This window comes from Acinetobacter sp. FDAARGOS_494 (assembly GCF_003812225.1).
In the GTDB taxonomy this organism is placed as follows: Bacteria; Pseudomonadota; Gammaproteobacteria; order Pseudomonadales; family Moraxellaceae; genus Acinetobacter; species Acinetobacter baumannii.
The window spans coordinates 1,481,872-1,508,809 of the sequence record NZ_CP033866.1; the positions used below are offsets into that span (position 1 = coordinate 1,481,872).

General features: G+C 41.2%; 22 protein-coding genes and 1 riboswitch. Of the genes, 3 read left to right on the top strand and 19 right to left on the bottom strand.

Features of this window, described 5'->3' with window-relative positions:
- The first annotated feature begins 88 nt into the window (after positions 1-88).
- A complete protein-coding gene (locus EG365_RS07220) occupies positions 89-856 on the top strand; it encodes a putative porin (protein WP_000731728.1) in 768 nt (255 codons plus the stop codon).
- A gap of 44 nt (positions 857-900) precedes the next feature.
- Here the strand turns inward: EG365_RS07220 and recJ are convergent, their stop codons facing one another.
- The 6 genes from recJ to EG365_RS07250 form a co-directional block, all read right to left on the bottom strand.
- Positions 901-2,601 (bottom strand): single-stranded-DNA-specific exonuclease RecJ, encoded by a 1,701-nt coding sequence (gene recJ / locus EG365_RS07225; RefSeq protein ID WP_000161615.1) that lies wholly within the window; start codon positions 2,599-2,601, stop codon positions 901-903.
- The gene (gene pdxH / locus EG365_RS07230) at positions 2,602-3,258 is read right to left on the bottom strand and encodes a pyridoxamine 5'-phosphate oxidase (protein ID WP_001286115.1); all 657 of its coding nucleotides are present in this window, start codon (positions 3,256-3,258) and stop codon (positions 2,602-2,604) included.
- Positions 3,259-3,268: 10 nt separating this feature from the next.
- The gene (gene glmM / locus EG365_RS07235; protein ID WP_000119873.1) at positions 3,269-4,606 is read right to left on the bottom strand and encodes a phosphoglucosamine mutase; all 1,338 of its coding nucleotides are present in this window, start codon (positions 4,604-4,606) and stop codon (positions 3,269-3,271) included.
- Between the two features lie 149 nt (positions 4,607-4,755).
- Positions 4,756-6,222 carry an IMP dehydrogenase gene (guaB, locus tag EG365_RS07240; protein WP_000956023.1) on the bottom strand — a complete coding sequence of 489 codons (1,467 nt, stop codon included), beginning with the start codon at positions 6,220-6,222 and terminating at the stop codon, positions 4,756-4,758.
- Positions 6,223-6,357: 135 nt separating this feature from the next.
- Positions 6,358-6,723, bottom strand: a complete 366-nt coding sequence (locus EG365_RS07245; RefSeq protein WP_000952249.1) for a YkgJ family cysteine cluster protein — start codon at positions 6,721-6,723, stop codon at positions 6,358-6,360.
- A gap of 91 nt (positions 6,724-6,814) precedes the next feature.
- Positions 6,815-7,612: an MBL fold metallo-hydrolase gene (locus tag EG365_RS07250; RefSeq protein WP_000505326.1), complete on the bottom strand. Its 798-nt coding sequence runs from the start codon at positions 7,610-7,612 to the stop codon at positions 6,815-6,817.
- Between the two features lie 227 nt (positions 7,613-7,839).
- On the opposite strand from EG365_RS07250, the gene EG365_RS07255 reads away from it, so the two are divergent.
- On the top strand, positions 7,840-9,996 hold the full coding sequence (locus EG365_RS07255; RefSeq protein WP_000194066.1) for a TonB-dependent siderophore receptor: 2,157 nt from the start codon (positions 7,840-7,842) through the stop codon (positions 9,994-9,996).
- A 59-nt stretch (positions 9,997-10,055) separates the two neighbouring features.
- Here the strand turns inward: EG365_RS07255 and EG365_RS07260 are convergent, their stop codons facing one another.
- The 5 genes from EG365_RS07260 to EG365_RS07280 all read right to left on the bottom strand — a co-directional run bounded on the left by EG365_RS07260 (position 10,056) and on the right by EG365_RS07280 (position 16,943).
- Positions 10,056-10,631, bottom strand: coding sequence for a TMEM165/GDT1 family protein (locus EG365_RS07260; RefSeq protein ID WP_001154984.1), 576 nt, complete (start codon positions 10,629-10,631; stop codon positions 10,056-10,058).
- Positions 10,632-10,646: 15 nt separating this feature from the next.
- Positions 10,647-10,843: riboswitch (yybP-ykoY riboswitch) on the bottom strand.
- A 36-nt stretch (positions 10,844-10,879) separates the two neighbouring features.
- Positions 10,880-11,152: a hypothetical protein gene (locus EG365_RS07265; protein ID WP_000900286.1), complete on the bottom strand. Its 273-nt coding sequence runs from the start codon at positions 11,150-11,152 to the stop codon at positions 10,880-10,882.
- A gap of 148 nt (positions 11,153-11,300) precedes the next feature.
- The gene (locus tag EG365_RS07270) at positions 11,301-13,280 is read right to left on the bottom strand and encodes a 2-oxo acid dehydrogenase subunit E2 (protein ID WP_001166121.1); all 1,980 of its coding nucleotides are present in this window, start codon (positions 13,278-13,280) and stop codon (positions 11,301-11,303) included.
- A gap of 2 nt (positions 13,281-13,282) precedes the next feature.
- Positions 13,283-16,000, bottom strand: a complete 2,718-nt coding sequence (gene aceE, locus EG365_RS07275) for a pyruvate dehydrogenase (acetyl-transferring), homodimeric type (RefSeq protein WP_000896433.1) — start codon at positions 15,998-16,000, stop codon at positions 13,283-13,285.
- 250 nt (positions 16,001-16,250) lie between these two features.
- Positions 16,251-16,943 (bottom strand): M23 family metallopeptidase, encoded by a 693-nt coding sequence (locus EG365_RS07280; protein ID WP_000557460.1) that lies wholly within the window; start codon positions 16,941-16,943, stop codon positions 16,251-16,253.
- A gap of 107 nt (positions 16,944-17,050) precedes the next feature.
- Between EG365_RS07280 and EG365_RS07285 the strand changes: the two genes are divergently transcribed.
- The gene (locus EG365_RS07285; RefSeq protein ID WP_000042455.1) at positions 17,051-17,491 is read left to right on the top strand and encodes a DciA family protein; all 441 of its coding nucleotides are present in this window, start codon (positions 17,051-17,053) and stop codon (positions 17,489-17,491) included.
- A 97-nt stretch (positions 17,492-17,588) separates the two neighbouring features.
- Here EG365_RS07285 and lpxC read toward each other — a convergent pair whose 3' ends face one another.
- The 8 genes from lpxC to gshB all read right to left on the bottom strand — a co-directional run bounded on the left by lpxC (position 17,589) and on the right by gshB (position 26,825).
- Positions 17,589-18,491 carry a UDP-3-O-acyl-N-acetylglucosamine deacetylase gene (gene lpxC / locus EG365_RS07290; protein WP_000240700.1) on the bottom strand — a complete coding sequence of 301 codons (903 nt, stop codon included), beginning with the start codon at positions 18,489-18,491 and terminating at the stop codon, positions 17,589-17,591.
- 110 nt (positions 18,492-18,601) lie between these two features.
- Positions 18,602-19,777, bottom strand: coding sequence for a cell division protein FtsZ (gene ftsZ, locus EG365_RS07295; RefSeq protein ID WP_000135734.1), 1,176 nt, complete (start codon positions 19,775-19,777; stop codon positions 18,602-18,604).
- 164 nt (positions 19,778-19,941) lie between these two features.
- Positions 19,942-21,204: a cell division protein FtsA gene (ftsA, locus tag EG365_RS07300; RefSeq protein ID WP_001287630.1), complete on the bottom strand. Its 1,263-nt coding sequence runs from the start codon at positions 21,202-21,204 to the stop codon at positions 19,942-19,944.
- 60 nt (positions 21,205-21,264) lie between these two features.
- Entirely contained in the window at positions 21,265-22,119 is an 855-nt protein-coding gene (locus EG365_RS07305; RefSeq protein WP_000057903.1) for a cell division protein FtsQ/DivIB, read from the bottom strand.
- A gap of 2 nt (positions 22,120-22,121) precedes the next feature.
- Positions 22,122-23,048: a D-alanine--D-alanine ligase gene (locus EG365_RS07310; RefSeq protein WP_000063661.1), complete on the bottom strand. Its 927-nt coding sequence runs from the start codon at positions 23,046-23,048 to the stop codon at positions 22,122-22,124.
- Between the two features lie 37 nt (positions 23,049-23,085).
- Positions 23,086-24,534 (bottom strand): UDP-N-acetylmuramate--L-alanine ligase, encoded by a 1,449-nt coding sequence (gene murC, locus EG365_RS07315; protein ID WP_000075472.1) that lies wholly within the window; start codon positions 24,532-24,534, stop codon positions 23,086-23,088.
- An 11-nt stretch (positions 24,535-24,545) separates the two neighbouring features.
- A complete protein-coding gene (murG, locus tag EG365_RS07320) occupies positions 24,546-25,643 on the bottom strand; it encodes an undecaprenyldiphospho-muramoylpentapeptide beta-N-acetylglucosaminyltransferase (protein ID WP_000132431.1) in 1,098 nt (365 codons plus the stop codon).
- 237 nt (positions 25,644-25,880) lie between these two features.
- On the bottom strand, positions 25,881-26,825 hold the full coding sequence (gene gshB, locus EG365_RS07325) for a glutathione synthase (RefSeq protein WP_001265488.1): 945 nt from the start codon (positions 26,823-26,825) through the stop codon (positions 25,881-25,883).
- Positions 26,826-26,938: the final 113 nt, after the last annotated feature.

Below are 26,938 nucleotides of genomic sequence, written 5' to 3' on the forward strand. Positions count from 1 at the left end.
TGGACAAGATTGACGGTGAATGATTTTGCTCTAGACTGAAAGTTGTAACAAAACATTTATAAAATCGTTTTTAGAGGGGAGAGATTCCATGAAAAAACTAGCAATTGCATCAGCTCTTTTATCTGCTCTTGCAGTAAGTGGCGCAGCAAACGCTTACCAAGCTGAAGTTGGTGGTTCTTACAATTATCTTGATCCAGATAACGGCAGCAGCGTAAGCAAATTCGGTGTTGATGGGACTTATTATTTCAACCCTGTTCAAACACGTAATGCACCGCTTGCAGAAGCAGCATTCTTAAACCGTGCAAGTAACGTTAACGCACATGTTAACTATGGCGATAACAGCGGCACAAAAGACACTCAATATGGCGTAGGCGTTGAGTACTTCGTTCCTAACTCTGACTTTTACCTTAGCGGTGATGTAGGCAGAAACGAACGTGAAATCGACAACACTAATATCGACAGTAAAGTGACTACTTATGCTGCAGAAGTAGGTTATTTACCAGCTCCTGGTTTATTACTTGCTCTAGGTGTTAAAGGTTACGACGAGAAAGACGGTAAAGACGGTGCAGATCCTACCGTTCGTGCTAAGTATGTAACCCAAGTTGGTCAACATGACGTAAACCTTGAAGCTTATGGTGCGTTTGGTGACCTTGACGAATATAAAGTTCGTGGTGACTACTACATCGATAAAACTTTAAGTTTAGGTGTGGACTACTACAACAACGACTTAACTGATAAAGATGAATTTGGTATCAATGCTAAAAAATTCTTAAATCAGCAAGTAAGTGTTGAAGGTCGTGTTGGATTCGGTGATAACGACAACACTTATGGTGTTCGTGCAGCATACCGCTTCTAATCTAACCTAGATTAAAAAAAATCCGCTCAATTGAGCGGATTTTTTTATTGATTTAAATGCACAATGCGTAGCTGTAAGCTCACATTACCATTAAAGACATTACGGTCTATTTCATAAACCAAATGCACATGGTCTCGCATCGGATCAAACTCGAAGCGACCTGCTGCATTAAAAGCAATAGCATCGAAACTATATTGGTCTATCGCTAATCTAAGCTTTAAATGTGTCTCTTTGAGCCAACGAAAATCGATAACTTTAAAATATCCTTCAAATTGAGGCAGTGGAAATTTTTGTCCCCACGGACCTAATTGCTCAATCCAGTTTAAGGTATCTAATTGCAAAGCAGAGACAGGTAGCTCACCATCGGTCCATAATGTCGCTTGAAAGATTGATTCATCCATAGCAGCTACACAATCATTAAATACGGTTTTAAAAGCTTCAAAGTTTTCTTTACGAATCGTTAAGCCTGCCGCTGCCGCATGTCCACCAAAATGACTCACCAGCTCAGGATGTTGTTCGGCAACTTGTTCAATGGTATCTCGAATATGCACCCCATCAATGGAACGTGCTGAGCCTTTAATATGAATACCATCTTCATCTGGAGCAAACACAATCGTTGGGCGATGAAACTGTTCTTTTAAACGTCCCGCGACAATCCCGATGACACCTTGGTGCCAGTTTTCTTCAAACAGAACAAGCGCCGCGGGAATATCTTGTTGTGAGAGTTGTAAACTGTCTAAAGCAGATAAAGCTTGTTGCTTCATCTCCCCTTCAATTTGACGGCGATCGATATTTAACTGATTTAATTGCTGAGCAATGGGGTATGCAGTTTCCATCGTGTCAGCTAATAAACACTCGATCCCAATACGCATACTCTCCATACGTCCAGCAGCATTAATGCGCGGTCCGAGCACAAAACCTAAATCTTGAGCACGTATTGAAGTAGCTTCCCGACCAGCGATATCGAGTAAGGCTAAGATTCCCACTCGACACTGATGTTGCTGAATACGTTTTACACCGGCATCAACCAAAATACGGTTGTTATAATCCAAAACAGCAACATCGGCATAAGTTCCCAAAGCGACTAAATCTAAATATTGAGTCACTTTACTTGTGCTTTTACCCTGTCTATTGCGTAGACTCGCCAAATTGGCAAGTACATAAAAAGCAACGCCAACACCGGCAAGTGCCTTACTTGGAAACTCACAGCCTAATTGATTTGGATTAACAACTGCTTCTGCAAGTGGTGTTTCTTTAGTCGTTAAGTGATGATCAGTAATAATCACTTGCATGCCTAGGGCATGTGCTGCATCAACACCAGCATGGCTAGAAATTCCATTATCTACCGTAATTAATAGATCGGGTTGATAGGTGTGATGAGCAAGCTCAGCAATGGCAGGAGTAAGTCCATAGCCATATTTAAAACGATCCGGTACCAGATAGTCGACTTGTGCTCCCATATCGCGAAGCACGAGCATCATTAAAGCAGTGCTGGTTGCGCCATCAGCATCATAGTCCCCCACAATAACTATTTTTTTCTGCTCATCGATGGCTTGATCCATTAATGCTACAGCAGCATCCAACCCCTTGAGTTCAGGAGCCAGTAAATTCTTAAGCTTTAACTCTAGTTCTTGCTCGGATTGTACGCCCCGTCTTGCCAAAATTTCGGCAATAAACGGAGGCACGCCCTGAAACTGTTCAGGGCGTGTCAATAAAGGTCTTTGTTTAATTTGTATTTTTGTCATTTAAGGCATCAGTCGGTGCAACGTCCATTGACCGTCGATTTTTTCATAACTCAAGCGGTCATGTAAACGATTTGGTCGCCCTTGCCAGAACTCATAATAATCCGGCTGTAGACGATATCCGCCCCAGAACTCCGGCTTATCGAGTACTTCACGGCTTTGAACTTGTTGTTGCAAGTCTTGAAAACGCTGTTGTAACAACTCGCGACTTTCAATTTTGCCACTTTGGGGGGTACTGATATGAGCTGCGATCTGGCTATCACGTGGACGTTTATGATAGTAGTCTGTAGATTCCTGTTCAGGAATTTTTACAACATGCCCACCTACTCGTACCTGACGCTCTAAGCTTGGCCAATAAAATAACAATTCAGCATATGGATTTTCTGCCAAATCTATACCTTTTTGACTGTCATAGTTGGTATAGAAATCATAACCTGCTTCTGTCGCACCGCGTAACAACACAGTTCTGACATGCGGACGACCACTAGCACTCGCAGTTGCTAATGACATTGCATACGGTTCATGCAAGTTAGCTGCTAAGGCATGATTAAACCAACCTAGAAATTGCTCGTGGGGATTGCTAGCAACTTGAGTCTCGTACAACTCGCCTTGTTCATAGCTTAAGCGCAATTCACTTAAGTCTTTAATGACATCACTCATGCCATACACCTTATGCGACTTGTGCCTGTGAACGAACTGCATTTGCTAAATGTTCAGCTAAAGTTTTCACTTCTTGCTCGTTATCACCTTCAACCATGACACGAATGACTGGCTCAGTTCCAGACTTACGAATTAAAATACGTCCACGTCCTTTGAGCTGCTCTTCAGCTTTATTAAACTCAGCAACTAATGCAGGAATAGAATATGGATCAAGCATTTGTTCCAAACGTACATTTACAAGAACTTGTGGGTACAGTTTAAAGTCGTGAACTAATTCGTGCAGCGCTTTGTTCTGCTCAACCATCACAGTTAACACTTGTAATGCTGCAATAATCGCATCGCCTGTTGTGCTCTTGTCTAAAGTCAGAATATGACCAGAAGGCTCACCACCTGTTACCCATCCATTTTCTTCTAGGGCTTGTAACACATAACGGTCACCGACTTTTGCACGGACAAAGCCAACATTTGCTTTTTCAAGTGCAACTTCAAGTGCCATGTTACTCATTACCGTACCAACAACACCTGCTGGCTTATTTTTTGCCTGAGTCGCTAAAATATATAAGATGTGGTCACCGTCAATTAAGCTACCGAACTTATCAACCATCACTACACGGTCAGCATCACCATCAAAGGCAATACCTAAGTCAGCCCCATGTTCCACAACCGCCTTTTGTAAGCTCTCTGGATGAGTTGAACCACAGTTTTCATTAATATTTAAACCATCTGGCTCATTGTATAAAGCGACAACTTTAGCGCCGAGTTCACGGAAAACCGAGGGGCCAACGCTGTAAGCAGCGCCGTGAGCACAATCCACAACAATTTTTAAATTATTTAAATCAAAATGATATGGGAATGTAGATTTACAAAATTCGATATAACGACCATTTGCATCGGTCACACGAACACTTTTACCTAAGTTTGCAGTGTCTTCGATAAATAAATCTTTTTCTAATTCTTTATTAATTTCTTCCTGCAATGAATCTGGTAATTTTTTACCTTCACTTGAGAAGAACTTAATCCCGTTATCAAAATATGGGTTATGTGATGCAGAAATAACAATCCCTGCATGTGCATGTAAGGCACGGGTAAGATGTGCAATAGCCGGTGTAGGTAATGGTCCAAGTAAGTGAACATATACACCAGCAGCATTTAATCCCGCCTGCAAAGCAGACTCTAAAATATAACCGGATAAACGAGTATCTTTTCCTAATACAACAAGTGGCTTATTTTTCGGACTCGTTCGTTTTAATACCTTCCCTGCAGCAAAACCGAGTTTTAAAGCAAACTCTGGCGTAATCGGCATTTGCCCAAATTTTCCACGAATACCATCCGTTCCAAAATAACTCATAGCTTATCTCATTTTTACGCCACTTCAGCCGTGGCTCATTTCATATATGGCTATTCCGCCATATCTCTTTTCATCGGATTTACTTTACACCAAAAACAAAAAGCCGTCAGTGTACTGACGGCTTTCTTGATTGTTTTGGTTACCAAAATCTAACCAACACGATAGTTCGGAGCTTCTTTAGTAATCGTTACATCATGAACATGTGACTCTGACATGCCTGCTGAAGTAATTTTCACAAATTTCGCATTTTGGCGAAGATCTTCAATCACAGCTGAACCTGTATAACCCATCGATGAACGTAAACCACCCATCATTTGATGAACGATGTTACCCATTGGGCCTTTATATGGAACGCGGCCTTCGATTCCTTCTGGTACTAACTTCTCAGCACCCGCTTTTGAATCTTGGAAATAACGGTCAGCAGAACCAGTTGCTCCCGCCATTGCACCTAATGAACCCATACCACGATATGCTTTGTAGTAACGACCTTGGAAAAACTCAACTTCGCCCGGCGCTTCTTCAGTACCTGCAAGTAATGAACCAACCATGATCGTACTTGCACCCGCACCGATCGCTTTTGCCATATCGCCAGAGAAGCGGATACCGCCATCTGCAATTAAAGGAATTTGATCTTTTAATGCGCTAGCAACGCTGTCAATTGCAGAAATTTGTGGCATACCGATACCAGCCACAATACGTGTTGTACAGATAGAACCAGGACCAATACCCACTTTTACAGCATCTGCACCTGCATCTAATAATGCTAATGCAGCATCACCAGTTGCAATGTTGCCACCAATCACTTGTACTTGAGGGAAGTTTTGTTTCACCCAACGTACACGTTCAATTACACCAGCAGAGTGGCCATGTGCTGTATCAACAACAATGACGTCAACACCAGCTTCAACCAATGCTTCCACACGACTTGGTGTATCAGCACCTGTACCTACCGCAGCACCAACACGTAAACGACCAAGATCATCTTTACAACTGTTTGGATAACTCTCAGCTTTGCGGAAGTCAGTCACTGTAATTAAGCCTTTAAGTTCGTTGCTCTCGCCAACAACCAAGACTTTTTCAATACGGTGTTTTTGCAATAATGCTTGAATATTTTCTTTAGACTCGCCTTCACGTACAGTGACTAAACGATCTTGGCCTGTCATGATGTTGCTAACAGGTTGTTCTAAATTGGTTTCAAAACGCGTATCACGGCCTGTCACAATACCAACAACCTTGCCGTCTTTAACAACAGGTACACCACTAATGTTATTAGCAGAGGTAATTGCAATCAGTTCACGTACTGTAGTTTCAGGGCTTACAGTGATAGGGTCTTTCACCATACCCGCTTCGAATTTTTTCACACGGCGTACTTCTGCAGCTTGAGCAGCAATATCCATGTTTTTGTGCAAAATCCCGATACCACCATTTTGCGCCATTGCAATCGCCATACGTGACTCAGTCACTGTATCCATTGCAGCTGAAACTAATGGGATATTTAAATAAATGCCGCGAGTTAAACGTGTCTTTAGAGAGACATCTTTTGGGAGAACAGTAGAGTAGGCAGGAAGTAATAAGACATCATCGAAGGTTAGCGCTTCTTGAACGATGGTCAGCATAACAATCTCACTGGTAAATTCCGTGAGCTATTATAAACAAATTTCGATGCAATTTTCATATTATCTTTGCCTTTTTCAGTAATAGATATTCGCCTACTCTAAATATTTCCCACTTATTATTGTGTTAGCTTATATTTAACTCACCTGATCATAGTCGTGATCATTCTCTGAATCTGCCGGGCTAACTTGAATAAGAGGAATAAGCTGGTGCGCTAAACGAGCTTTATTACACTGCTCATCAGCAATCTGCACTTCTCTACAGGTAGAACTACGCACCGCATAGATAGAACAACCCACCTCTTTACCAATTTCACCCGTCAAAGCCTGACATCGGGGCTCAGGCTGATTGGTTCCACGCATACATGAATAGACAGGTGTCAAAGGTTCAACTAGATGTTCTTCCATTAACTCGGCCTCAGCCCAGTAAAATGAAACCCGAAAATGTGCACAACATGCCCCACAGCGTAGGCATTCATCTGGAGTCGCAACTTGAGATAACATTTTTATTCAAATTCTCGTCATCAAAAATTTTTCTGCGACGCGAAATCCTAAAAAAATTTCAAATTGGACTCAATATGTCGAACATTATTTTTTATGTTGGACAGCTAAAAATTTGTTCTGTCATTAAATCTACACCGCATGGCAATGTTTCAATCCAGTCTAAAAACTGATTAATCATCTCTTTACCAATAAATGGACTACCGTGCTGAGGGACAATCATTTCAATATCCATCTGACGAACCATGTTGACCCATAAGCGAATGACTTTATTTGAACACATATAACGTTGATGAAAAGCTTTCATTTTCATCACATGGCTATCAAAATCTTTTAGAGGCTGACTTGCATCATCTACGATGGATGCTCCCATATCGCCCGAAAACAAAATTTTAGCCACGGGATCATAAAACTGAAAATTACCCACCGAATGTAGGAAATGCGCTGGAATGATTACAAGTTTCGATTCACCTAATTGAATCACTTGACCACGATCAGGCAGCTCAATCAAACGGTCTTCCCAATTCCCTTTCATACGCTCACTCATAAATGATGAATTTAAGTGAGGTAAAAACCGTGCCCATAATCTTGAGGCCACCACTTTAGCATCGGTATAAACCAACCAGCGGGGCATTGAGGTGATAATGTCTGGATCCTGATGCGAAGCCATCACATAATCAAGATTTTTAAGGCGCGTATATTTATTAAGTTCCATTGTCAGCGGAACATAGGTCAAATCACCACCCGGGTCGATCACGGCAGCACGCTCATGATCAATAATTAAAAATTGATTGGCTTGTATGCCTTCCCCTTTGACCAAACTGGTAAAACTAATACATTTGTGTACGCCATTATCAAATAATATCTGTGATGTTGTTTTTTCAAACCCCATAAAATTCCCCAAAAAAACTTTAAATATTAGATATTTTTATTTCCATAATAAAATAATGGGATTCAATAACTCATGCAATGAATTACTCTATTTTTCTCATAATATTTTAAAATTGATTTTGCTTTTCTTATTTTATAAATGAATCATAATGTTATTTAAAATTAAACTGCAATAAATTAAAATAATTCTCATTATCAAATTTACTTTTTGTGCTGTTTAGGCCTCCCATGACTCAACGCTTTGCTTTTTCAACTTCAAAAACTTTGTTAGCAGTTGCTATTTTTACTTCAATGACAACAAGTCATGCTGAAGAACCGGCAGAACAGCAAAATTCAACCAATGTGTTACCCACTATTTCTATTCAAGCACAAAAAGAAAACCCCACTTCTTATGTCGCAACAAAAGCAAATTCAGCTTTAAAATCAGATGCACCTCTATTTAAAACTGCTCAATCAGTTTCTGTCGTCACCCGCGAACAACTTGACCAAAAACAAGCAAGAACTTTAGCAGATGCACTTGAAGGTGTTGCAGGCGTAGAAGCTGGGAAACTTGGTCGCCGCGGTTGGGATGATTTCATTATCCGTGGGCAAACTTCTTCTGATTCGGTGTATGTCGATGGTTTAAGGGTAGGCCAAAATACTTATGTTGCCACCGAACTATCTGGTATGGATCAGGTACAAATTTTAAAAGGTCCTGCTTCTATTAATTTCGGTTTAGTTGCTCCGGGTGGTATGGTCAATTTAGTGACTAAAAGACCGGAAGCAGAAAGCTTTGCACGTGCTAGCATGACTTATGGTAGTTACAGCCTTAAAGAAGGAACATTCGATTTAAACTACAGCCCAAACAATAGCGAAAAAGGTGCTTTCCGTTTAAATGGACGTATCTCTGATCAAGATGATCCAACCGATTATGTTTATTTTAAAAATTTTTATATCTCGCCTTCTTATAATTTTGACCTCGGTGATAACACTGACCTCTCTGTAATCGCAAGCTATCAACACCGCGAATATATTCGTCAGCAAGGTTTACCTGTAATTGGTACATTAAAAGACAACCCTAATGGATCTATAGATCGTAGTTTATATATTGGCGATCCTAATTTCGGTAAATATGAGGCAGATGTTTATCGCACTGGTTATACGTTTAAACATACTTTTGATAATGGCTGGAACTTTAACCAGAATTTTGCCGTACAAAAAACCGAAATGGATGGCAAAGCAGTCTTTGCTCGTACAGGTAGTAACTTTTGGGCAAAAGATAAACAAGGTGAAATTGATTACACGACTATCAGCCGTAGAAATAACAGCCGACACCAAGTTATTGATAACTTAAGCTTCGCCATCGATAACCGTTTAAATAAACAGTTTGATCTATATGGCATGCAGCACGACATTAATATTGGAGTCGATGCTTTTCAGGAAAAAAGTGATTACACCAATGATAAATATGATATTGGTGATTTAAATATCTATAACCCTGTCTATGGTCAGAACGTGACATTGAAGCAAAATGTACGTGATATCAACCGTCTCAAATATCTGGGGCTTTATTTACGCGACCGTATTCAGCTTAATGATCAATTACTTTTAAGCTTATCAGGACGTCAAGATTGGGCACAAACCCAAACTACAAGTTTAGTAACTGGCAATGCGAGTAAACAATCAGATAATGCATTTACGGGCAGTGCTTCTGTCATGTATACCCTCAATGACATTGTGGCACCTTATGTGAGCTACGCTACTTCATTTACCCCAAATAGTGGTACTGATGTAAATAGCAACCCATTTAAGCCAGAAAAAGGAAAACAGGTTGAGGTCGGGATGAAATTACAAAGTCCCGATCAACGAATTCAAGGTGCTATCGCTTGGTATGATCTAAAACGTCAGAATGTTTTGGTTACTGATACTGCGAATAGTGGCTATAAAGTACAACGTGGTGAACAGTTAACTCGCGGTATTGAAACTGAACTTAGTGCAGAAATTTTAGAAGGATTAAAATTAACGGCTGCATATACCTACACAATTGATGCAGAAATTAGTAAAGATGCAAATGCAAGCAATGTAGGGAAAGCGCTCGACAATATTCCTGAACACGCTTATAGCTTGTCAGCTCGTTACAAATTTGATCCATCATCAAAACTTGGTTGGTATGTAGGTGGTGGTTTCCGAGGTGAAACTTATAAAACCGTTGATGGTTTAGATGTGCATGTTCCGGGCTATACAGTATTTGATACCGAAGCGGGTTATGATGCTGAGCGTTGGGGTGCCCAACTTGCGATTCGTAATTTATTTGATAAAGATTACTATACAGGTGCTCTCAACGAAAATTTGGTAACTCTAGGCAATCCACGCCAAATTAACTTTACTGTGAAATTTAACTATTAAAATTACCTATAAAAAAACGCACTCCATTCGAGTGCGTTTTTTTCGCAGCTTAAAATGCGTTAGAAGAAATAATGCTGTACGAGCGTAGAAACACCTACAATGAAGAAAATAGCGGCGCCAATTTTATGAATGAGCGCAATAGACAAACGTTCAGCCAATTTGTTGCCAATAAATACAGCTGGTGCGTTGGCAATCATCATTCCTAAAGTTGTGCCTAACATTACCCAGAAAATGCTGTCATAACGTGCAGCTAAAGCGACTGTTGCAATTTGGGTCTTATCGCCAATTTCCGCCAAGAAAAATAAAATAAAGGTTGCGCCAAAAACGCCAAACTTTTGCCATTTATTAATACTCGCTGTTTCATCATCAAGCTCATCCGGAATAAGCATCCAGAACGCCATACCAATGAAACCAACTGCAAGTACCCAGACTAAGATTTCAGGGCTTAAAACCGTTGTAATCCACTGCCCAAGCACAGCAGAAATACCATGGTTAATTAAAGTTGCTAAAAGAATCGCGATTAAAATAGGGATTGGCTTACGAAAACGAGCAGATAATAAAAGTGCCAACAATTGAGTTTTATCGCCCATTTCAGCGAGGGCAACAATCGAAGTAGAAATCAGAAATTCTTGCATGTCGGTTCTCTGGCTAGCATAAATGCCTATGACCTACCCCTCCTGCTAGCCAAATATCATAAAATGATTGCAGAGTGGTAAATCAAAGGTCTTGCCAACTCAGGAACGATGAGACGTTTAAGCTATGATGACCATGTTCTGTTGAACAATTATGTTGACCATCACCTATTCACATTTGCTGTGAATAGCGGCTACTCCCCAATGAAGTATGGGCTTATTATATTCGACTAAATCTATTTTTCAAATATTCAGGCAAAAAATTTTACCCATGTCCATACGAATAAACGGGCTATTCCTAACAGCACTGCAAGACAAGCACTTATACTGATAAAACCAATATGGCTGCTACTTGTTCCAGTTTGATATTCAAGGGGTAAAATCAGAGTAGCGACAAACACTTCAATCCCCATGACAACATAAGTCATCCACTCCCAAGGGAAGTGCAAAATACTGACCCATATTCCCATCAATAAAAATACAACCAACAACAAGGGCAACATAATTTTCAGAAAACCCAACATTTACTATTTCTCCTTTATGTAATAACGAGAAATGTCTCCTCAATCTCGATAAATCCTGCTTAATCTGTAGATTAACCTAAAATTAAGTCAAATAGACATTAAAACAAAACCCCGCCGAAGCGAGGTTTTAGTATGTTCTTTCAAAGCATTAGATTAATAAAGTACGAATATCTTTAAGAAGTTTCGTAAGTTTATTTGTAAAGCGCGCTGCATCCGCACCATTAATTACACGGTGGTCATAAGACAATGACAACGGCAACATTAAGCGTGGATCAAAGTCTTTACCATTCCATACAGGCTGCATCGTTGCAGGTGAAATACCCAAAATTGCAACTTGTGGCCAGTTAACTAGTGGCGTAAATGCTGTACCGCCAATTGAGCCCAAGCTTGTGATCGTGAAGTTAGCACCTTGTAAATCTTTCGGTGTTAATTTCTTATCACGCGCTTTTTTACTCAACTCACCTAATTCAACAGCAATTTGCTTAATTGATTTTTGGTCAGGATTACGTAGTACAGGTACTGTCAAACCATCTGGAGTCGCAACCGCAATACCCATATGGATTTCATTACGGAGCAATACAGATTTCTGATCATCTGCTAAGTGACCCGCGAAATAAGGCTCTTCTTTCAACAAGTGAGCTACTGCTTTTGCAATAAATGCTAAAATTGTTAGGCTCACACCTTGTTTCTTAAAGCCGTCTTTCAACTCACCACGCCAAGCTTCTAGCTCAGTAATATCCGCAAGGTCAAACTGAGTTACTTGTGGAATGTAGTTGTTTAAAGACAACTGCGGTACAGAAACTTGCTGTAAACGCGTCATTGGTTTCACTTCACCGCCACCAAAAGCAGTAAAGTCAGGTAATGACGGCAATCCAGCCGGAGCAGCGGTAGCTTGAGCTATTGGTGCAGCTTGCGGTGCAGTTAAACGACTCTTCACATAAGCAAAGATATCTTCTTTGACAACACGGCCATGCTCACCAGAAGTTTTAACTTGTGACAAGATTACACCAAGTTCACGAGCCAGCTTACGAACAGCAGGACCAGCATACACTTTAGCGTTTTCTGCTTCTTGCTCTTTCGTTAACTTATCAGTACCAGATGTAGACGCCGCAGGTGCAGACTGAGTTGCAACAGGAGCGGCTGCTTTAGGTGCTGCTGCCTGTGGAGCTGGGGCTGCTTCTGCTTTTGCCGCTGGTGCAGCAGCAGGTGCTTGGCCTTCAGCTTCAATTGTTGCAAGCAATACACCTTGTGAAACTTGTTGGCCTGCTTGCAAGTGAATTGCTTTTACAACACCAGCAACGGTACTTGGAACTTCCACAGTTGCTTTATCTGACTCTACAACAACAAGGCTTTGGTCTACATCAACTTTATCGCCAACTTGAACCAAGATTTCAGCAACAACAGCTTTGTCTACACCCAAGTCAGGAACATTGATATCAACTGAACCAGACTGAGCTGGAGCCGCTGCCACAGTTTCTTGCTTTGCAGCAACCGGTTCTGCTACCGCAGCTGGAGCTGGTGTAGTAGTAGGAGCTTCTGCTTGCGCATTAGATGCAGCTGCTGTTTTCACTTGAATAAGAACAACACCTTCTTTAACGGTATCGCCTTCTTTCACTTGAATACTTTCTACAGTACCAGCAACACTACTTGGAACTTCTACAGTCGCTTTATCCGACTCTACAACCACAATACTTTGTTCGACATCGATCTGGTCACCCACTTTAACGAGGATTTCACCAACCAATGCTTTTTCAACACCGATGTCAGGTACAGTCACTTCAACAGTTGCAGTTGATGTAGCAGCAGGTTGAGCTGAAGCCTGAGTTTGTTGCGCCGGTGCTGGAGCAGCTGGCTTTTCAGCCGCAGGAGCTGGTGTTGGTTCCGGTGCTGCTTGTGCCGCACCTTCTGCTTCGATCTCAATCAAAGCAACACCTTCAGTCACATCATCACCTTGATTAATCAAGATACTTTTTACGACACCTGCTGAAGTGCTAGGCACTTCAACAGTTGCTTTATCAGACTCAAGCACAACGATACTGTCGTCAACTTCAACACGGTCGCCAACTTTTACTAAAATTTCAGCGACGTTTGCTTTATCTACACCAATATCAGGGGTCTTAATTTGCATGCTTAGTTCCCCTCACCTGTTTGTGTTTCATTGTATTCAGCAACTGGCTGAACTTCCGGATGTGCTTGCGGCGCCCATGCAACCGGACGGTCAGTATCTAGCTCAAAGTTAGAAATTGCATCTTTCACTAAACGTGCGTCTACTTCACCTTCGTCAGCTAATTTTTTCAAGGTAGCAACAACGATGTGCGCAGCATCAACACCAAAGAAACTACGTAAGTTCGCACGTGTATCTGAACGGCCGTAACCATCTGTACCCAATGCAACAAATGGGCGACCATCTGGAAGATAAGCACGGATTTGTTCACTATAAGCACGCATATGGTCGGTCGCAGAAACTACGATACCTTCCGTACCACGTAATTGTTTAGATACCCAAGATTCTTTAACTTCTTCAGCAAGTGGGTGTAGGCGGTTGTATTCTTCACATGCCATACCATCACGTGCCAATTCATTGAAGCTTGTTACACTCCAAACGTTTGAATGGATTTGGTATTCATCACGTAAGATTTTCGCAGCTTTAATCACTTCGCGAAGGATTACACCTGAACCAAGTAACTGAACAGTTGCTTTTTCATCTTTCTCGAATAAATACATACCACGTTTAATGCCTTCTTCAACGCCTTCTGGCATTGCAGGATGCTCGTAGTTTTCATTCATTACCGTTAAGTAATAGAACACACGCTCTTGGTTCACATACATACGTTGTAAACCGTCATGTACGATGACAGCCAACTCATAACCAAAACATGGGTCATAAGATACGCAGTTTGGAATCGTGTTCGCCAAGATGTGAGAATGACCGTCTTGGTGCTGCAAGCCTTCACCGTTCAATGTTGTACGGCCAGCAGTCGCACCTAACAAGAAACCTTGAGCTTGTGCGTCACCCGCAGCCCATGCAATATCACCAATACGTTGGAAACCAAACATTGAGTAGTACATGTACATTGGAATCATTGGCAAGTTATTGGTTGAATAACTTGTCGCTAACGCAGCCCATGCACTCATCGCACCTGCTTCGTTAATCCCTTCTTGTAACATGTGACCGTCTTTTGCTTCACGGTAATGCATTAACTGCTCTTGGTCTTCCGGTGTATATTTTTGACCGTGAGCGGCATAAATACCAAGCTGACGGAACATACCCTCTAAACCAAAAGTACGTGCTTCATCCGGAACGATTGGCACTACGCGGTCTTTAATTGCTTTTTCTTTAAGTAAAGCAGCAATTAAACGAACCATCACCATAGTGGTTGATTGCTCTTTGCCACCCGAACCTTTCAACACTGCATCAAATACAGATAGATCAGGAATCGCTAAAGATTCACTCTCACGACGACGTGCAGGTAAGTAACCACCTAACGCTTCACGACGCGCTTTCATATATTTCATTTCTGGAGAGTTTTCACTTGGGCGATAGAATGGAAGCTCTTCTAATTGCTCATCTGTGAATGGAAGATTGAAACGGTCACGTACATATCTTAAAGAGTCAATTTGCATCTTTTTGATTTGGTGAGTTTTGTTCACCGCTTCAATTTCTTCAGATAAACCGTAACCTTTAATAGTTTTCGCCAAGATTACTGTTGGTTGACCTTTTGCTTTCATCGCTTCTGCATATGCAGCAAAAACTTTATAAGGGTCATGACCACCACGGTTAAGATTATCGATATCTTCATCGCTTAAATCTTTTACAAGTTCCGCAGCTTCCGGGTACTTACCAAAGAATTTTTCGCGTGTATATGCACCGCCTTTTACTTGATAGCGTTGATAGTCGCCATCAACAGCTTCTTCCATACGTGCTTTTAATGCGCCGCTTGTGTCTTTAGCTAGTAATGGATCCCAATGACGACCCCATACTACTTTAATGACACGCCAGCCTGCGCCACGGAAGATTGATTCAAGTTCTTGAATAATTTTACCGTTACCACGTACAGGACCATCTAGACGCTGTAAGTTACAGTTAACTACCCAAATTAAGTTATCAAGCTTCTCACGACCAGCAAGTGAGATCGCGCCTAAGCTTTCTGGCTCATCCATCTCGCCATCACCGAGATATGCCCAAACTTTACGATCTTCTTCTTTGATCAAGCCACGGTTCATCAAATATTTTTGAATGTGCGCTTGATAAATCGACATGATTGGACCAAGACCCATTGATACAGTTGGGAATTGCCAATAGTCAGGCATTAAATATGGATGTGGATAGCTTGGTAAACCGTTACCGCCAACTTCACGGCGGAAATTACTTAACTGTTCTTCAGTTAAACGTCCTTCAAGGAATGAACGTGCATAAATACCAGGAGCACAGTGTCCTTGGTAATAAATCATATCTCCGCCAAAGTTATCACTGTTAGCGCGGAAGAAATGGTTAAAACCTACGTCATATAATGTTGCACTTGATGCGAAGCTCGCCAAGTGACCACCTAAATCATCACCTGTTTTATTCGCGCGAAGTACCATTGCTAAGGCATTCCAACGAATCAATGCACGAATACGGCGTTCCATATCTTGGTCGCCTGGCATTGCAGGTTGCTCTTCAACAGAAATTGTATTTAAGTAAGGTGTATTGAGACGTTGAATTGGAACATGCTTAGCAATTGCTTGTTGGTAAAGTTTTTCCAACAAGAATGCCGCTCGCTCAGTTCCCATGTGTTGTAAAACTGAATCGAATGCATCTTGCCATTCTTGGGTTTCTTGTGCGTCGGAGTCACCGTAAAACGCCATAATTCACCTGTTCCTTGTTCTCTAATCTACTTTGTATTTTTACCACGTTTTACCCCTTTCAAGTTATTGCCACGGGTGAATGTGGGGGGGGCCTATTATTTTCTGAATGAATAGTCATTGACCGAGCAGTAAACAAAATAACAAAAAAACGCCAATAAAGGCGTTTTTTTATACAATCATTACGTTAAAAAAGGTTTAAGTTAATTTCAAATTCATAAATTTAATAACCTTGACCTTGGAGGCAATGTAATTAAGGCAACATTGCCAAGTAAGTTGATGGATTCTTACGTTGACCATCTTTAACTACTTCGTAATGTAAATGTGGACCAGTACACCGACCTGTACAACCAACATTAGCAATATGATCACCAGCAGAAACCTGATCACCTACTCGAACCATTAAGCGTGAAGCATGTGCGTAACGCGTTAAATAACCATTACCATGGTTAATTTCAACATATTGGCCATAACCTGTGCCCCAGCCTGATTTAGTCACAATACCCGGGCCAGTCGCATAGATTGGTGTACCACTTGGTGCAGCCATATCTAAACCACCGTGATGCTCTGCACGACCACCCATGGTACGACCACCAAAGTTAGAAGAAACACGTACTGTATCAGGAAGAGGATGAGAAACTAACCAAGAATAAGGATTTGAAGAAGAGGTTTTAAATGAGTTTTTAGCTGTCGTAGTGCCGTATTTCTTTGCCAGTGAATCATTGTTGAGTTCAACTGTTTTCTCACGTAAAGTCACTGAAACTTTTGCACTCGCCGGAAGATCTAAATCATCAGGATGAGTATATGAGCCTTGAGATAGTGTTTTTGATAACTGTTCCAATCGATCTGAATCAGTAGATTGGTTAATATTTTGATAATCTGCAAAAGCAACCGATGCTGCCGAAGCGGCAAGTGAAAACGCTAATAAAATACGACGCGTGTGCATAAAAACCTCTTGAAACTGTTCTTACTCAAGTTCCTTATGATCTCTTCCTTGATATCGGTTGAAATGAACGCTTAAGATTAGGACAAGAAACCATTTGAGAATGATCAATGTCTAAACCCGATAACGTTTTTCAACAAACCGGAAAACACATAAAAACAGGAAACCTTACGTTTCTAACAACGCAAGTCGCGCAATGGCAAAGACTTACGAAAATAATCCAACCCTTATTGCCCCAACCGGAACAATGGCAAGTCGTGTGTTATCAAAATGGCTCTTTAATTATTACTGGTGAAAATCAGGCAATGATTAGTCAACTCAGCTATTTACAGAGCCAATATGTATCTAAATTATCTCAACTTGAAGGATTAAAAGACTTACAAAGAATTCAAGTTCGCTTAAGAAATAAAACTATTCCTGTAACGACCTCATCTGAGCCTTCTAAATCCATCCCCCCGGAAACACAAGAAATGTTACGTAGTGCCGCCGACTTCGTGAGCGACCCTAAGCTTAGCCAAGCTTTACTACGTTTGGCAAGCAATAAAAAATGATGAGCTTTCTATTTCTTAATTAGAATCGTTCTTAATATGTGATAAAAATCACACTTACTAATGTTACATTATAACATAGCCAAATAAAGACAATGACTTATGTCACACTCACGTATGGAATTGGACAGTCTTTCTCGTCATCAAATGTTACAATTTCATAATTACTCGGATCGCTTTGAACATTGCGTAATAGCTGATTATTTAAGGCATGTCCTGATTTATAGCCATCAAACTTGGCAATAATTTGATGACCAAGTAAATACAAATCACCAACTGCATCTAAAATTTTATGACGAACAAACTCATCGGCAAATCGTAATCCTTCTTCGTTCACAACACCCGTATCATCTACACCAATTGCATTATCTAGACTTGCTCCTAAAGCTAAATTATTTGCTTTGAGATAATCCAAGTCTTTCATAAAACCAAAAGTTCGTGCCTCACTGACTTCATACACAAACGTTTCAGTAGAAAAATCGATAGTTGCAGACTGATACTCTTTGGCAAATGCAGGATGATCAAAATCAATCGTAAAGTTAAGCTGAAAGCCATTATGCGGGCTGAATATTGCTTTTTTATCATCAATTAAAGCCTCAACTGGCTTTAATATTTTTATAAATTTCTTAGGAGCATCTTGTTCACGCAAGCCACCTTGCATGAGCAAATAAATAAATGGACCAGCACTACCATCCATAATTGGAACTTCGGATGCGGACACTTCCACAATTAAGTTATCGATTCCTAAACCGGCAATCGCACTCATCACATGTTCGATTGTCCCGACTTTAATATCGCCAGTGACAAGATTTGAACACATAAATGCTTCTTGAATCAGCAATGCATTAGCAGGAATATCGACAGGTGGATCCAAATCGATACGGCGAAATACAATACCTCCATCCACGGTATGTGGAATGAAATTGATCATCACTTTTTGACCGCTATGAAGACCTATTCCACTCGCTTTTACCACACGATTGAGAGTACGCTGTTTCACCATGCTTTGTAACTTCTTTTTTAAAACCGCTATACGTTAGCATATTTAGTCATTGATCAAAAATAAAAAAAGGCAGTGTTTATACACTGCCTTTCGATAGATTATACGCTAAATTACTTACGTTGCTGATTTTTCAAGTAATCTTGGATACTCATTGGCGAAGAACGCGGAGTTGAACTTGGCGCATTATTCACGTCATTTTCAGCATTTTGGCGTTTATTAATTGCAGGAACATCATCTTCATCTACAGATTGAGCAGATTGAGTTGATGTATGACTAACTGTATTACGCTTTCTTGGCTCTGCATCAGCTGCATTACGAGTTAAACCAGTTGCAATCACAGTTACGCGTAATTCATCACGTGCATCTGGGTCAAATACTGTACCGTAGAAGATTTCACCTTCATCGAGGTCAACAATCTGGTTAACAACGTCAGTAATGATTTCTGTTTCACGTAATGTGATGTCATCACCACCAGTAATGTTAATTAACACGCCTTTCGCATTAATAATATTCACATTATCAAGCAATGGGCTACGGATAGCTTGTTCAGCTGCTTGACGCGCACGGTCTTCACCACGGCCCAAACCAGCACCCATCATTGCGTAACCACGAGTACTCATTGCAGTTTTCAAGTCCGCGAAGTCAAGGTTAATATGACCACGGTTAACTACAAGGTCAAAAATACTGCGTACAGCGTTTAACAATACGTCATCTGCCTTTTTATAGGCATCTTTCATTGAAATATCACCATAAACGCTTAATAAACGTTGGTTAGGAATAATAATCAATGAATCAACATGAGCTTCCAGCGCTTCAATACCACGCTCAGCAGACTTTTGACGACGACGGCCTTCAAAGTTAAATGGAGTTGTTACAACACCAACAGTCAAAATCCCCATTTCTTTAGCAACTTCGGCAACAACCGGAGCTGCACCAGTACCTGTACCACCACCCATACCAGCGGTTACAAACACCATGTCAGTCCCTTCAAGGTGCTGACGAATAATTTCACGGCTTTCTTCTGCTGCTACCTGGCCTACTTCAGGGTTAGCACCTGCACCTAGACCGCGTGTACTTTGCTCACCTAACTGAATTTTGAAAGGGGCATTCATACAGTCAAGTGCTTGTTTATCTGTATTAGCACAAACGAATTTAACACCCTGAATATCAGACTGTACCATGTGCTGAACGGCATTACCGCCACCGCCACCTACACCAAATACAGTGAAACGGGCTTGACCGTTGCCATCGTTTAGTTCATCTTCTATAAATTCAAATGAGGCCATGACCTTTAGGGTTCCTAATACATTATGGCAGTCACTTCAGCCCGTATACTGCCTTGATTTTCAAAAATAACTAATTTTAAGAATGCTGTGCAATACCAACCTTGTCAAGTACAGTGGTTTTCTCTTACAACTTCCTAACAATTCTACCAATAAATACATACATCCTAAAAAATGGCTTTAAGTTTGCTATTAAAAGCATTCCAGCCATTCACCATTCGTTCCCATACCGAACGGTCATTTCCCTCTTCAGGCTCCTCAACAGCTTCTTGTAATTCACTTTGGCTAAACATAAGTAAACCAGCTGCTGTTGCATACATTGAGCGGCGTAATGCAGCTTGATGCTGATCATCAGCATACACCTGTAATGGAGGATTACCTAGATGGGCAGACACACCTAACATACGACGCGCCAAACTTACCATACCTTCAATCTGGCAAGCATCACCAGTCAATACAACACCATGATATAGACCATGGATTGCACCGCTTTGTTCGAGTTCTTCGCGAATCTGGCTGAAAATCTCTTCATAACGAGCAATAATAATTTCCGCCAACTCAATTCGGCTAATCGTTTGCGGACCATCAATACCCTGTACTTGAATCATATGGTCAGGCTTAACAGCACTTAGATCAACGCAGCCATGCAGAATCTTAATACGTTCAGCTTCTTCAGTGGTTGTTTGTAACACGGCAGCAATATCACGTGTTACATGCTCACCACCACGCTGTAAGGTGCGTGCTAAAGCCAAACGGCCATCTAAATAAACTGCCAGATTGGTAATACCTGCACCAATATCGACAAGACAGACACCATATTCTTTTTCATCTTTAAGCAAACTTGCCTCAGCCGTAGCCAAGCAAGAAACCACCATTTTCTCAACTCCAATGTTCGCGCCTTTCATCGCACGATCAAGGTTTTGCATAGTGGCAATCGGCATCATCATAAGCTGATAATGACCAGTCATGCTGTGAGCGGTCATATTGATTGGGTTTTGAACCCATTCAGATGAGTCGCCTAATTCAAATCCTAATGGGACTGCACTCGCTAGATAATAGTCAGAAGTCACATGGCTTGCTTTTGCCAACTCTAATGCACGTACAACTTCATTGGTTGTAATCACATGTGCCGGGTTAGCAACAGGTGTGCGTCCAGAAGCATAGAAACTTTGTAGCTCGGTACTCGGAATAGATACCCACGCACTATGAATGCGACATTCGGCCATATTTTCCGCTTCAGCAACAGCGTTTTTAATCGCAGCAATGACTTTATCGAGACTTACAATTTTTCCTTTGTTCATGCCTCGATTGCGAGCAGTTGCCATACCGATAACCTGAATGTTATCCGGCGCATGAATTTTTCCAATCAAAACTGAAACTTTATGCGTCCCAATGTCAATCGCAACAACTGAGGGAACAGCTTCACTCATCACTCATACCATTTCTTTGTTGTCTAATACCAGGCAAATTGCCTATTTTAAAGCCACGTATTATGGCTTTGCTTTTGTACCACCTGCAATGCTTGTGTCATCACTCGTTACAACAAACTGACCATTCACGATTTTAGGTGGGGTTGCATTCTTCCATTGAATAGATAATCCATTACGATATCGCAAATCAATGGCTGAGATTTTCGGCCACACAGGTTTTAGGTCAGATTGTGCCAAATGACTTAAACGTTGCAATTTATTCATTGTTTGATCTTGGTCAACAATAATTCGTAAACCAGAGTCAAACTGCATAAACCAAGTCATTCGCTCTGTTAGATATAACTCTTTTAAACGCAAATTAACAGGATGGAATAACTGATTAATTTCATTATAGCGTCGCATCATCATTTTAGACTGACTTACCGGACCGTGTAGTAACGGAAGCTCAGGATGAAGTCTCGGCTCTGCTTCACTAAATACATCGCCACCATCGCTCAATAAGCGACCTGTTCCCCAACGGGCGATAGCATGTCGAGGCATAACACGAACGCGAATACCATTGGGCCAAGCACGAGATACGACGACTCGATCTACCCATGAAATTTCTAATGCTTTATCACGAATCTGCTCTAAATCAGATGTAAAGTAGTTATCTTTTACAATCGGCTGCACATATCGCATCACTTGCTGAGTCTCAACTGGAGTTGTTGAACCTACAACTTCAAGTTTTGCAACAGTTGCATCAGTAATAACTTTATATAGTCCGTAAATTCCGACCGCCAAGACTAAAAAGGCAATAACCAGCAACACCCATCCGCCAGCATTGGCAAGTTTTTGCTTGCGCGTAGGCGGTTTTTCATGAATGGAGGTAATTGCCGCACGTTTACGGCGCATGGATGCCGGAAGTTGTGCCATATTTAAGCCGTACCTTCCAAAGTTTGCTCAAGAATTGCAACACACAATTCATCAAAGCTATAACCTACTGCTTTAGCAGCCTTTGGTACAAGCGAATGACTGGTCATGCCTGGCACAGTATTTACTTCTAAAAGCCAGAAGTTACCTTGCTCATCCTGCATTGCATCAATACGTCCCCAGCCTTCTGCACCTACGGCCTGGAAAGCGCGTAAACATAGAGCTTGTAGTTTTTTCTCTTCAGTTTCGCTAAGACCACAAGGAATGCCATACTCAACATCATTACGTTGATATTTTGCTTCGTAGTCATAGAAAGCAACATCTGCTGGTGGCTGCAAACGAATAACTGGTAAAGGCTGACCATTTAAGAATGAAATCGTAAATTCGCGTCCTGTAATCCATTTTTCTGCCATAACTACAGCATCATGCTGAGTTGCCTTTTCAATTGCTGCCGCAAAATCTTCAGCTTTCTCAACTTTACTCATGCCTACACTTGAACCTTCATGTACAGGCTTGATAATGACAGGCAACCCCAATTCAGCAATCACTGAATCCAAGTCAGTTTCTTTAGTAATAATGCGATACGGTGCGGTTGGTAAATCACTACCTTGCCAGATTTGCTTGGTTTTGACTTTATCCATACCAATGGCAGAACCTTGTACACCCGTTCCTGTATAAGGGATGTTCAACCACTCAAGTACACCTTGGATTTGACCGTCTTCACCACCACGACCATGCAATACAATAAATGCACGGTCATAGTTTACAAGTTCAGTCACGCTACGGTCTTGCGGATCAAATGCCTCAGCCTGAACACCTGAACGTAACAAAGCGTCCAAAACTGCCTGACCACTATCTAAAGACACAGCACGCTCAGCCGATTTCCCACCAAGTAACACGGCAACTTTGCCGAATTTTGTAGCATTTGACACGTTTAAATCCTTAACCCGATAATTCAATACTTTTTGTTTATTTCACATACAAATGGTGCTGTGCAAGTTCTACTGAAATTGCTCCCACGTTACCTGCACCTTGCGTTAATAACAAGTCATTTGGTTGTAACACATTTTGCATGATGTTTTGCAAATTACCTTCAACCGGATCAATCAAAATCGGTTCAACCTGACCACGCAAGCGAATACTACGCGCCAAAGTACGGCTATCTGCGCCAACAATTGGTTTTTCCCCAGCCGGATAAACTTCTAGTAATAATAATTGGTCGACTTGAGATAAAACTTCAATAAAGTCATCAAAACAATCACGTGTACGAGAGTAACGGTGTGGTTGGAAAAGCATAACTAAACGACGATCAGGATGGCTCTGACGAGCAGCTTTAATCGTAGCTTCCACTTCTTTAGGATGGTGTCCATAGTCATCGACTAATTTTACATTCCCTTCACCAAGTTCAAATTCACCTTGTACTTGGAAGCGACGTCCAACACCACTAAAACCTTTTAATGCACGGCTAATTGCTTCATCTGAAACGCCTTCATCAGTTGCAACACCAATTGCAGCCAAAGCATTTAAAACGTTATGTAAACCCGGTTGATTAATGGTTAGACGTAACGGCTCACGTCCTTTACGTAATACCGTAAAGTGCGAACGCATACCATCTTGCTCTACATCAATCGCACGGATGTCATTATCTTCATTAAAACCATAAGTAATAACCGGACGGCCTACACGTGGCAAAATCTCGCGGATGTTCGCATCATCGCCACAAACCACAGCCAAGCCGTAGAATGGTAAGTTATGAAGGAACTGTACGAAGGTATCTTTTAATTTATCGAAACTGCCTTCATAGGTATCCATATGGTCAGCATCGATATTGGTTACAATCGCTGCCATTGGCTGTAAATAAAGGAAAGATGCGTCCGATTCGTCAGCTTCAGCAACAATAAAGCGGCTTTCACCAAGCGCTGCATTTACACCTGTACTGTTAAGTAAACCACCGATCACATAAGTTGGGTCGAGGTTTTCTTCCGCCAACATTGTCGTCAAAAGACTTGTGGTTGTAGTTTTACCATGTGTACCTGCCACAGCAATACCATGACGGTAACGCATAAGTTCACCGAGCATTTCTGCACGACGTACAATCGGAATACGTTGTTCAATGGCAGCTTTAACTTCCGGATTTTCCGGGTCAATTGCTGTTGACACGACAAGCACATTTGCATTTTTAATATTTTCTGCTTCGTGTCCGATATAGACCTTAATGCCATTTTCTTCTAATTGTTGTGTGGTTTTTGATGCCTTAATATCTGAACCGGAAATTTTATATCCTTGGTTAGCTAACACCTCAGCAATACCACACATACCTGCACCGCCAATTCCCACAAAATGAATGTGTTTGATACGGCGCATTTCAGGCACTTTAATCAGTTTTTTTGCTTGGTTCGCAGCTGTTGTTGGAGACATAGTAAATCCGATTACATTTTTTGGATAAGATCAACCACATGCTGAGTTGCATTTGGTTGGGCATGTTGACGCGCTTTCACTGCCATTTCTGTAAGTAATTGGCGATTCATCAGCGTAGTAAACAATTGATTTAAAACTTCTGGTGTCATAGTCGATTGCTGGCAAATTTTTGCAGCACCGACATCGGCCAGAAATTTGGCATTTGCAGTTTGGTGGTCATCCACCGCAATAGGAAGCGGTACAAAAACTGCTGCAACACCAGCTGTTGCTACTTCTGTCACAGTTAAAGCACCAGCACGGCAAATAATCAGGTCTGCTTCGCTATAAGCTTTCGCCATATCTTCAATAAACGGCAAAACCTGTACGGTCAAATTTGCTGGTGCGTCTGCGTACAAAGCTTGAGTTGCTTCAACCTGTTGCTGACCACATTGATGGAAAATATTCAGTGGAACTTCAAGTTGTTTTAATGCCGGAGGTAAGCGTTCATTCAGTGCTTTTGCACCTAAAGATCCGCCCACAATTAAAATATTTAACAGCTTACCCGCTTGCTCGCGTTCATCATAGCGCCACTTTGGACTTAAGATATCAGTGATTTCACGACGTACCGGATTGCCGGTTGTTACTACTTTTTCGCTAGCAGGAAATGTATTTGGAAACGCTTCACATACCACTTTAGCAACACGGGATAACTGTGCATTGGTAAATCCTGCAACCGCATTTTGCTCATGGATGAGAACAGGAATACCTAATAAACGCGCTGCTAGCCCACCCGGACCTGCCACATATCCCCCAAAACCTGCAACTGCATCCACTTTAAGCTGTTTCATATAGCGCATTGCACTAAAAGTTGCTTTTAAAATTTTAAAAGGTGCAGCAAGTTTACGGATCACTCCGTTTCCACGCACACCTTGAATATCAATTTGATAAATTGGAATATTTTGATCTTTTAATAAACGATTTTCCATACCTGTTGGCGTGGCTAACCATGAAACTTGACAACCTTGTTGTTGAAGTTGTTTGGCTACGGCGAGGGCTGGAAAAACATGTCCACCAGTACCGGCAGCCATCATCATGACATGTTTAGGTTTGCTTTGCTGTGAATCGGTCACGGTCTAATTCTTCAACTCAAAAAACAATGGAAATTGTCATCTATTTTTGTAGCCGTTTATTTTAATCCTAAAGCTTCATTAACGAAAAGCGAATTTCACTCGTTTATAACAGAAAGATGTGCTTTTTTGAAAATATGCCTACAAAGCGCTAGCGTATTTCATATTGTGATTTTATTAATACATATATTTTCGGGTGATTTCCAATAATAAGCTTAGGAAACCACCCGAACTAGACCCTTATGCTGGACGACTGGCTTCTAATACATCAAATAGGTCATCGGCAATTGATGTACCAAATTGCGCATCAATTTCACGAATACAGGTTGGACTTGTCACATTAATTTCAGTGACATAATTTCCAATTACATCAAGACCTACAAATACCAAACCTTTTTCACGTAAGAAAGGACCAACTTTAGCAGCAATGAGTTTGTCATTTTCTGTGAGTGGACGCGCTTGACCTAAGCCACCAGCTGCTAAATTCCCGCGCACTTCACCATTTTGCGGAATACGTGCCAGACAATAAGGAATAGGCTCGCCATTTACCATTAAAATACGCTTATCCCCTTCTACAATTTCAGGAATGTAGCGCTGAGCCATAATTGGGCGGGTGCCTAATTCCGTAAGCATTTCTAAGGTAGAACCAATATTTACACCGTCTTGGTATAAACGGAAAATACCCATACCACCCATACCATCAAGTGGCTTAACGATCACATCACCGTGCTCGGTAATAAATTCGCGAATCAAGCTCTGCTGCGATGTTACAAGTGTTGGCACCTGTAATTCAGGAAATTGCGTAGCAAACAATTTTTCATTGCAGTCACGCAGTGATTGGGGCTTATTAATAATCCATGAACCTTCACGTTCAGCTTGTTCAAGCACGTAAGTTGTGTAGACAAAGTTCATGTCAAAAGGCGGGTCTTTACGCATGAGGACAACATCATAAGCCGCGATTGATTCTTTTTTCTTTTCGCCTAACTCATAATAATGGTTGTAATCTTCGAAAACTTTTAACGGAGCGATGAGACCGTAAGCCTTACCTTGATCGATATATAAATCTTGTTGTAATGCATAACCTAACTCATGTCCACGACGGCTCGCCGCCCACAACATTGCCATGGTTGAATCCTTTTTCAGATTTACGGTTTCAATCGGATCCATGACGACAAGTACACGCATGCTCAAGCTCTTCTTAAAATTTAAATTAGCATGAGTATAGCTGAGATTTTTCACTCGTTTTTCTTAATTTTAGTAAAACCTTATCGGTTATTTCTTTATCTTGAATTAAGGTA

What these genes read in the sequence shown, in the direction of transcription:
- EG365_RS07220 (WP_000731728.1), top strand. Translation starts at nt 89, where the DNA reads ATGAAAAAACTAGCAATTGCATCAGCTCTTTTATCTGCTCTTGCAGTA.
- recJ (WP_000161615.1), bottom strand. Translation starts at nt 2,601, where the DNA reads ATGACAAAAATACAAATTAAACAAAGACCTTTATTGACACGCCCTGAA.
- pdxH (WP_001286115.1), bottom strand. Translation starts at nt 3,258, where the DNA reads ATGAGTGATGTCATTAAAGACTTAAGTGAATTGCGCTTAAGCTATGAA.
- glmM (WP_000119873.1), bottom strand. Translation starts at nt 4,606, where the DNA reads ATGAGTTATTTTGGAACGGATGGTATTCGTGGAAAATTTGGGCAAATG.
- guaB (WP_000956023.1), bottom strand. Translation starts at nt 6,222, where the DNA reads ATGCTGACCATCGTTCAAGAAGCGCTAACCTTCGATGATGTCTTATTA.
- EG365_RS07245 (WP_000952249.1), bottom strand. Translation starts at nt 6,723, where the DNA reads ATGTTATCTCAAGTTGCGACTCCAGATGAATGCCTACGCTGTGGGGCA.
- EG365_RS07250 (WP_000505326.1), bottom strand. Translation starts at nt 7,612, where the DNA reads ATGGGGTTTGAAAAAACAACATCACAGATATTATTTGATAATGGCGTA.
- EG365_RS07255 (WP_000194066.1), top strand. Translation starts at nt 7,840, where the DNA reads ATGACTCAACGCTTTGCTTTTTCAACTTCAAAAACTTTGTTAGCAGTT.
- EG365_RS07260 (WP_001154984.1), bottom strand. Translation starts at nt 10,631, where the DNA reads ATGCAAGAATTTCTGATTTCTACTTCGATTGTTGCCCTCGCTGAAATG.
- EG365_RS07265 (WP_000900286.1), bottom strand. Translation starts at nt 11,152, where the DNA reads ATGTTGGGTTTTCTGAAAATTATGTTGCCCTTGTTGTTGGTTGTATTT.
- EG365_RS07270 (WP_001166121.1), bottom strand. Translation starts at nt 13,280, where the DNA reads ATGCAAATTAAGACCCCTGATATTGGTGTAGATAAAGCAAACGTCGCT.
- aceE (WP_000896433.1), bottom strand. Translation starts at nt 16,000, where the DNA reads ATGGCGTTTTACGGTGACTCCGACGCACAAGAAACCCAAGAATGGCAA.
- EG365_RS07280 (WP_000557460.1), bottom strand. Translation starts at nt 16,943, where the DNA reads ATGCACACGCGTCGTATTTTATTAGCGTTTTCACTTGCCGCTTCGGCA.
- EG365_RS07285 (WP_000042455.1), top strand. Translation starts at nt 17,051, where the DNA reads ATGTCTAAACCCGATAACGTTTTTCAACAAACCGGAAAACACATAAAA.
- lpxC (WP_000240700.1), bottom strand. Translation starts at nt 18,491, where the DNA reads ATGGTGAAACAGCGTACTCTCAATCGTGTGGTAAAAGCGAGTGGAATA.
- ftsZ (WP_000135734.1), bottom strand. Translation starts at nt 19,777, where the DNA reads ATGGCCTCATTTGAATTTATAGAAGATGAACTAAACGATGGCAACGGT.
- ftsA (WP_001287630.1), bottom strand. Translation starts at nt 21,204, where the DNA reads ATGAGTGAAGCTGTTCCCTCAGTTGTTGCGATTGACATTGGGACGCAT.
- EG365_RS07305 (WP_000057903.1), bottom strand. Translation starts at nt 22,119, where the DNA reads ATGGCACAACTTCCGGCATCCATGCGCCGTAAACGTGCGGCAATTACC.
- murC (WP_000075472.1), bottom strand. Translation starts at nt 24,534, where the DNA reads ATGTCTCCAACAACAGCTGCGAACCAAGCAAAAAAACTGATTAAAGTG.
- gshB (WP_001265488.1), bottom strand. Translation starts at nt 26,825, where the DNA reads ATGCGTGTACTTGTCGTCATGGATCCGATTGAAACCGTAAATCTGAAA.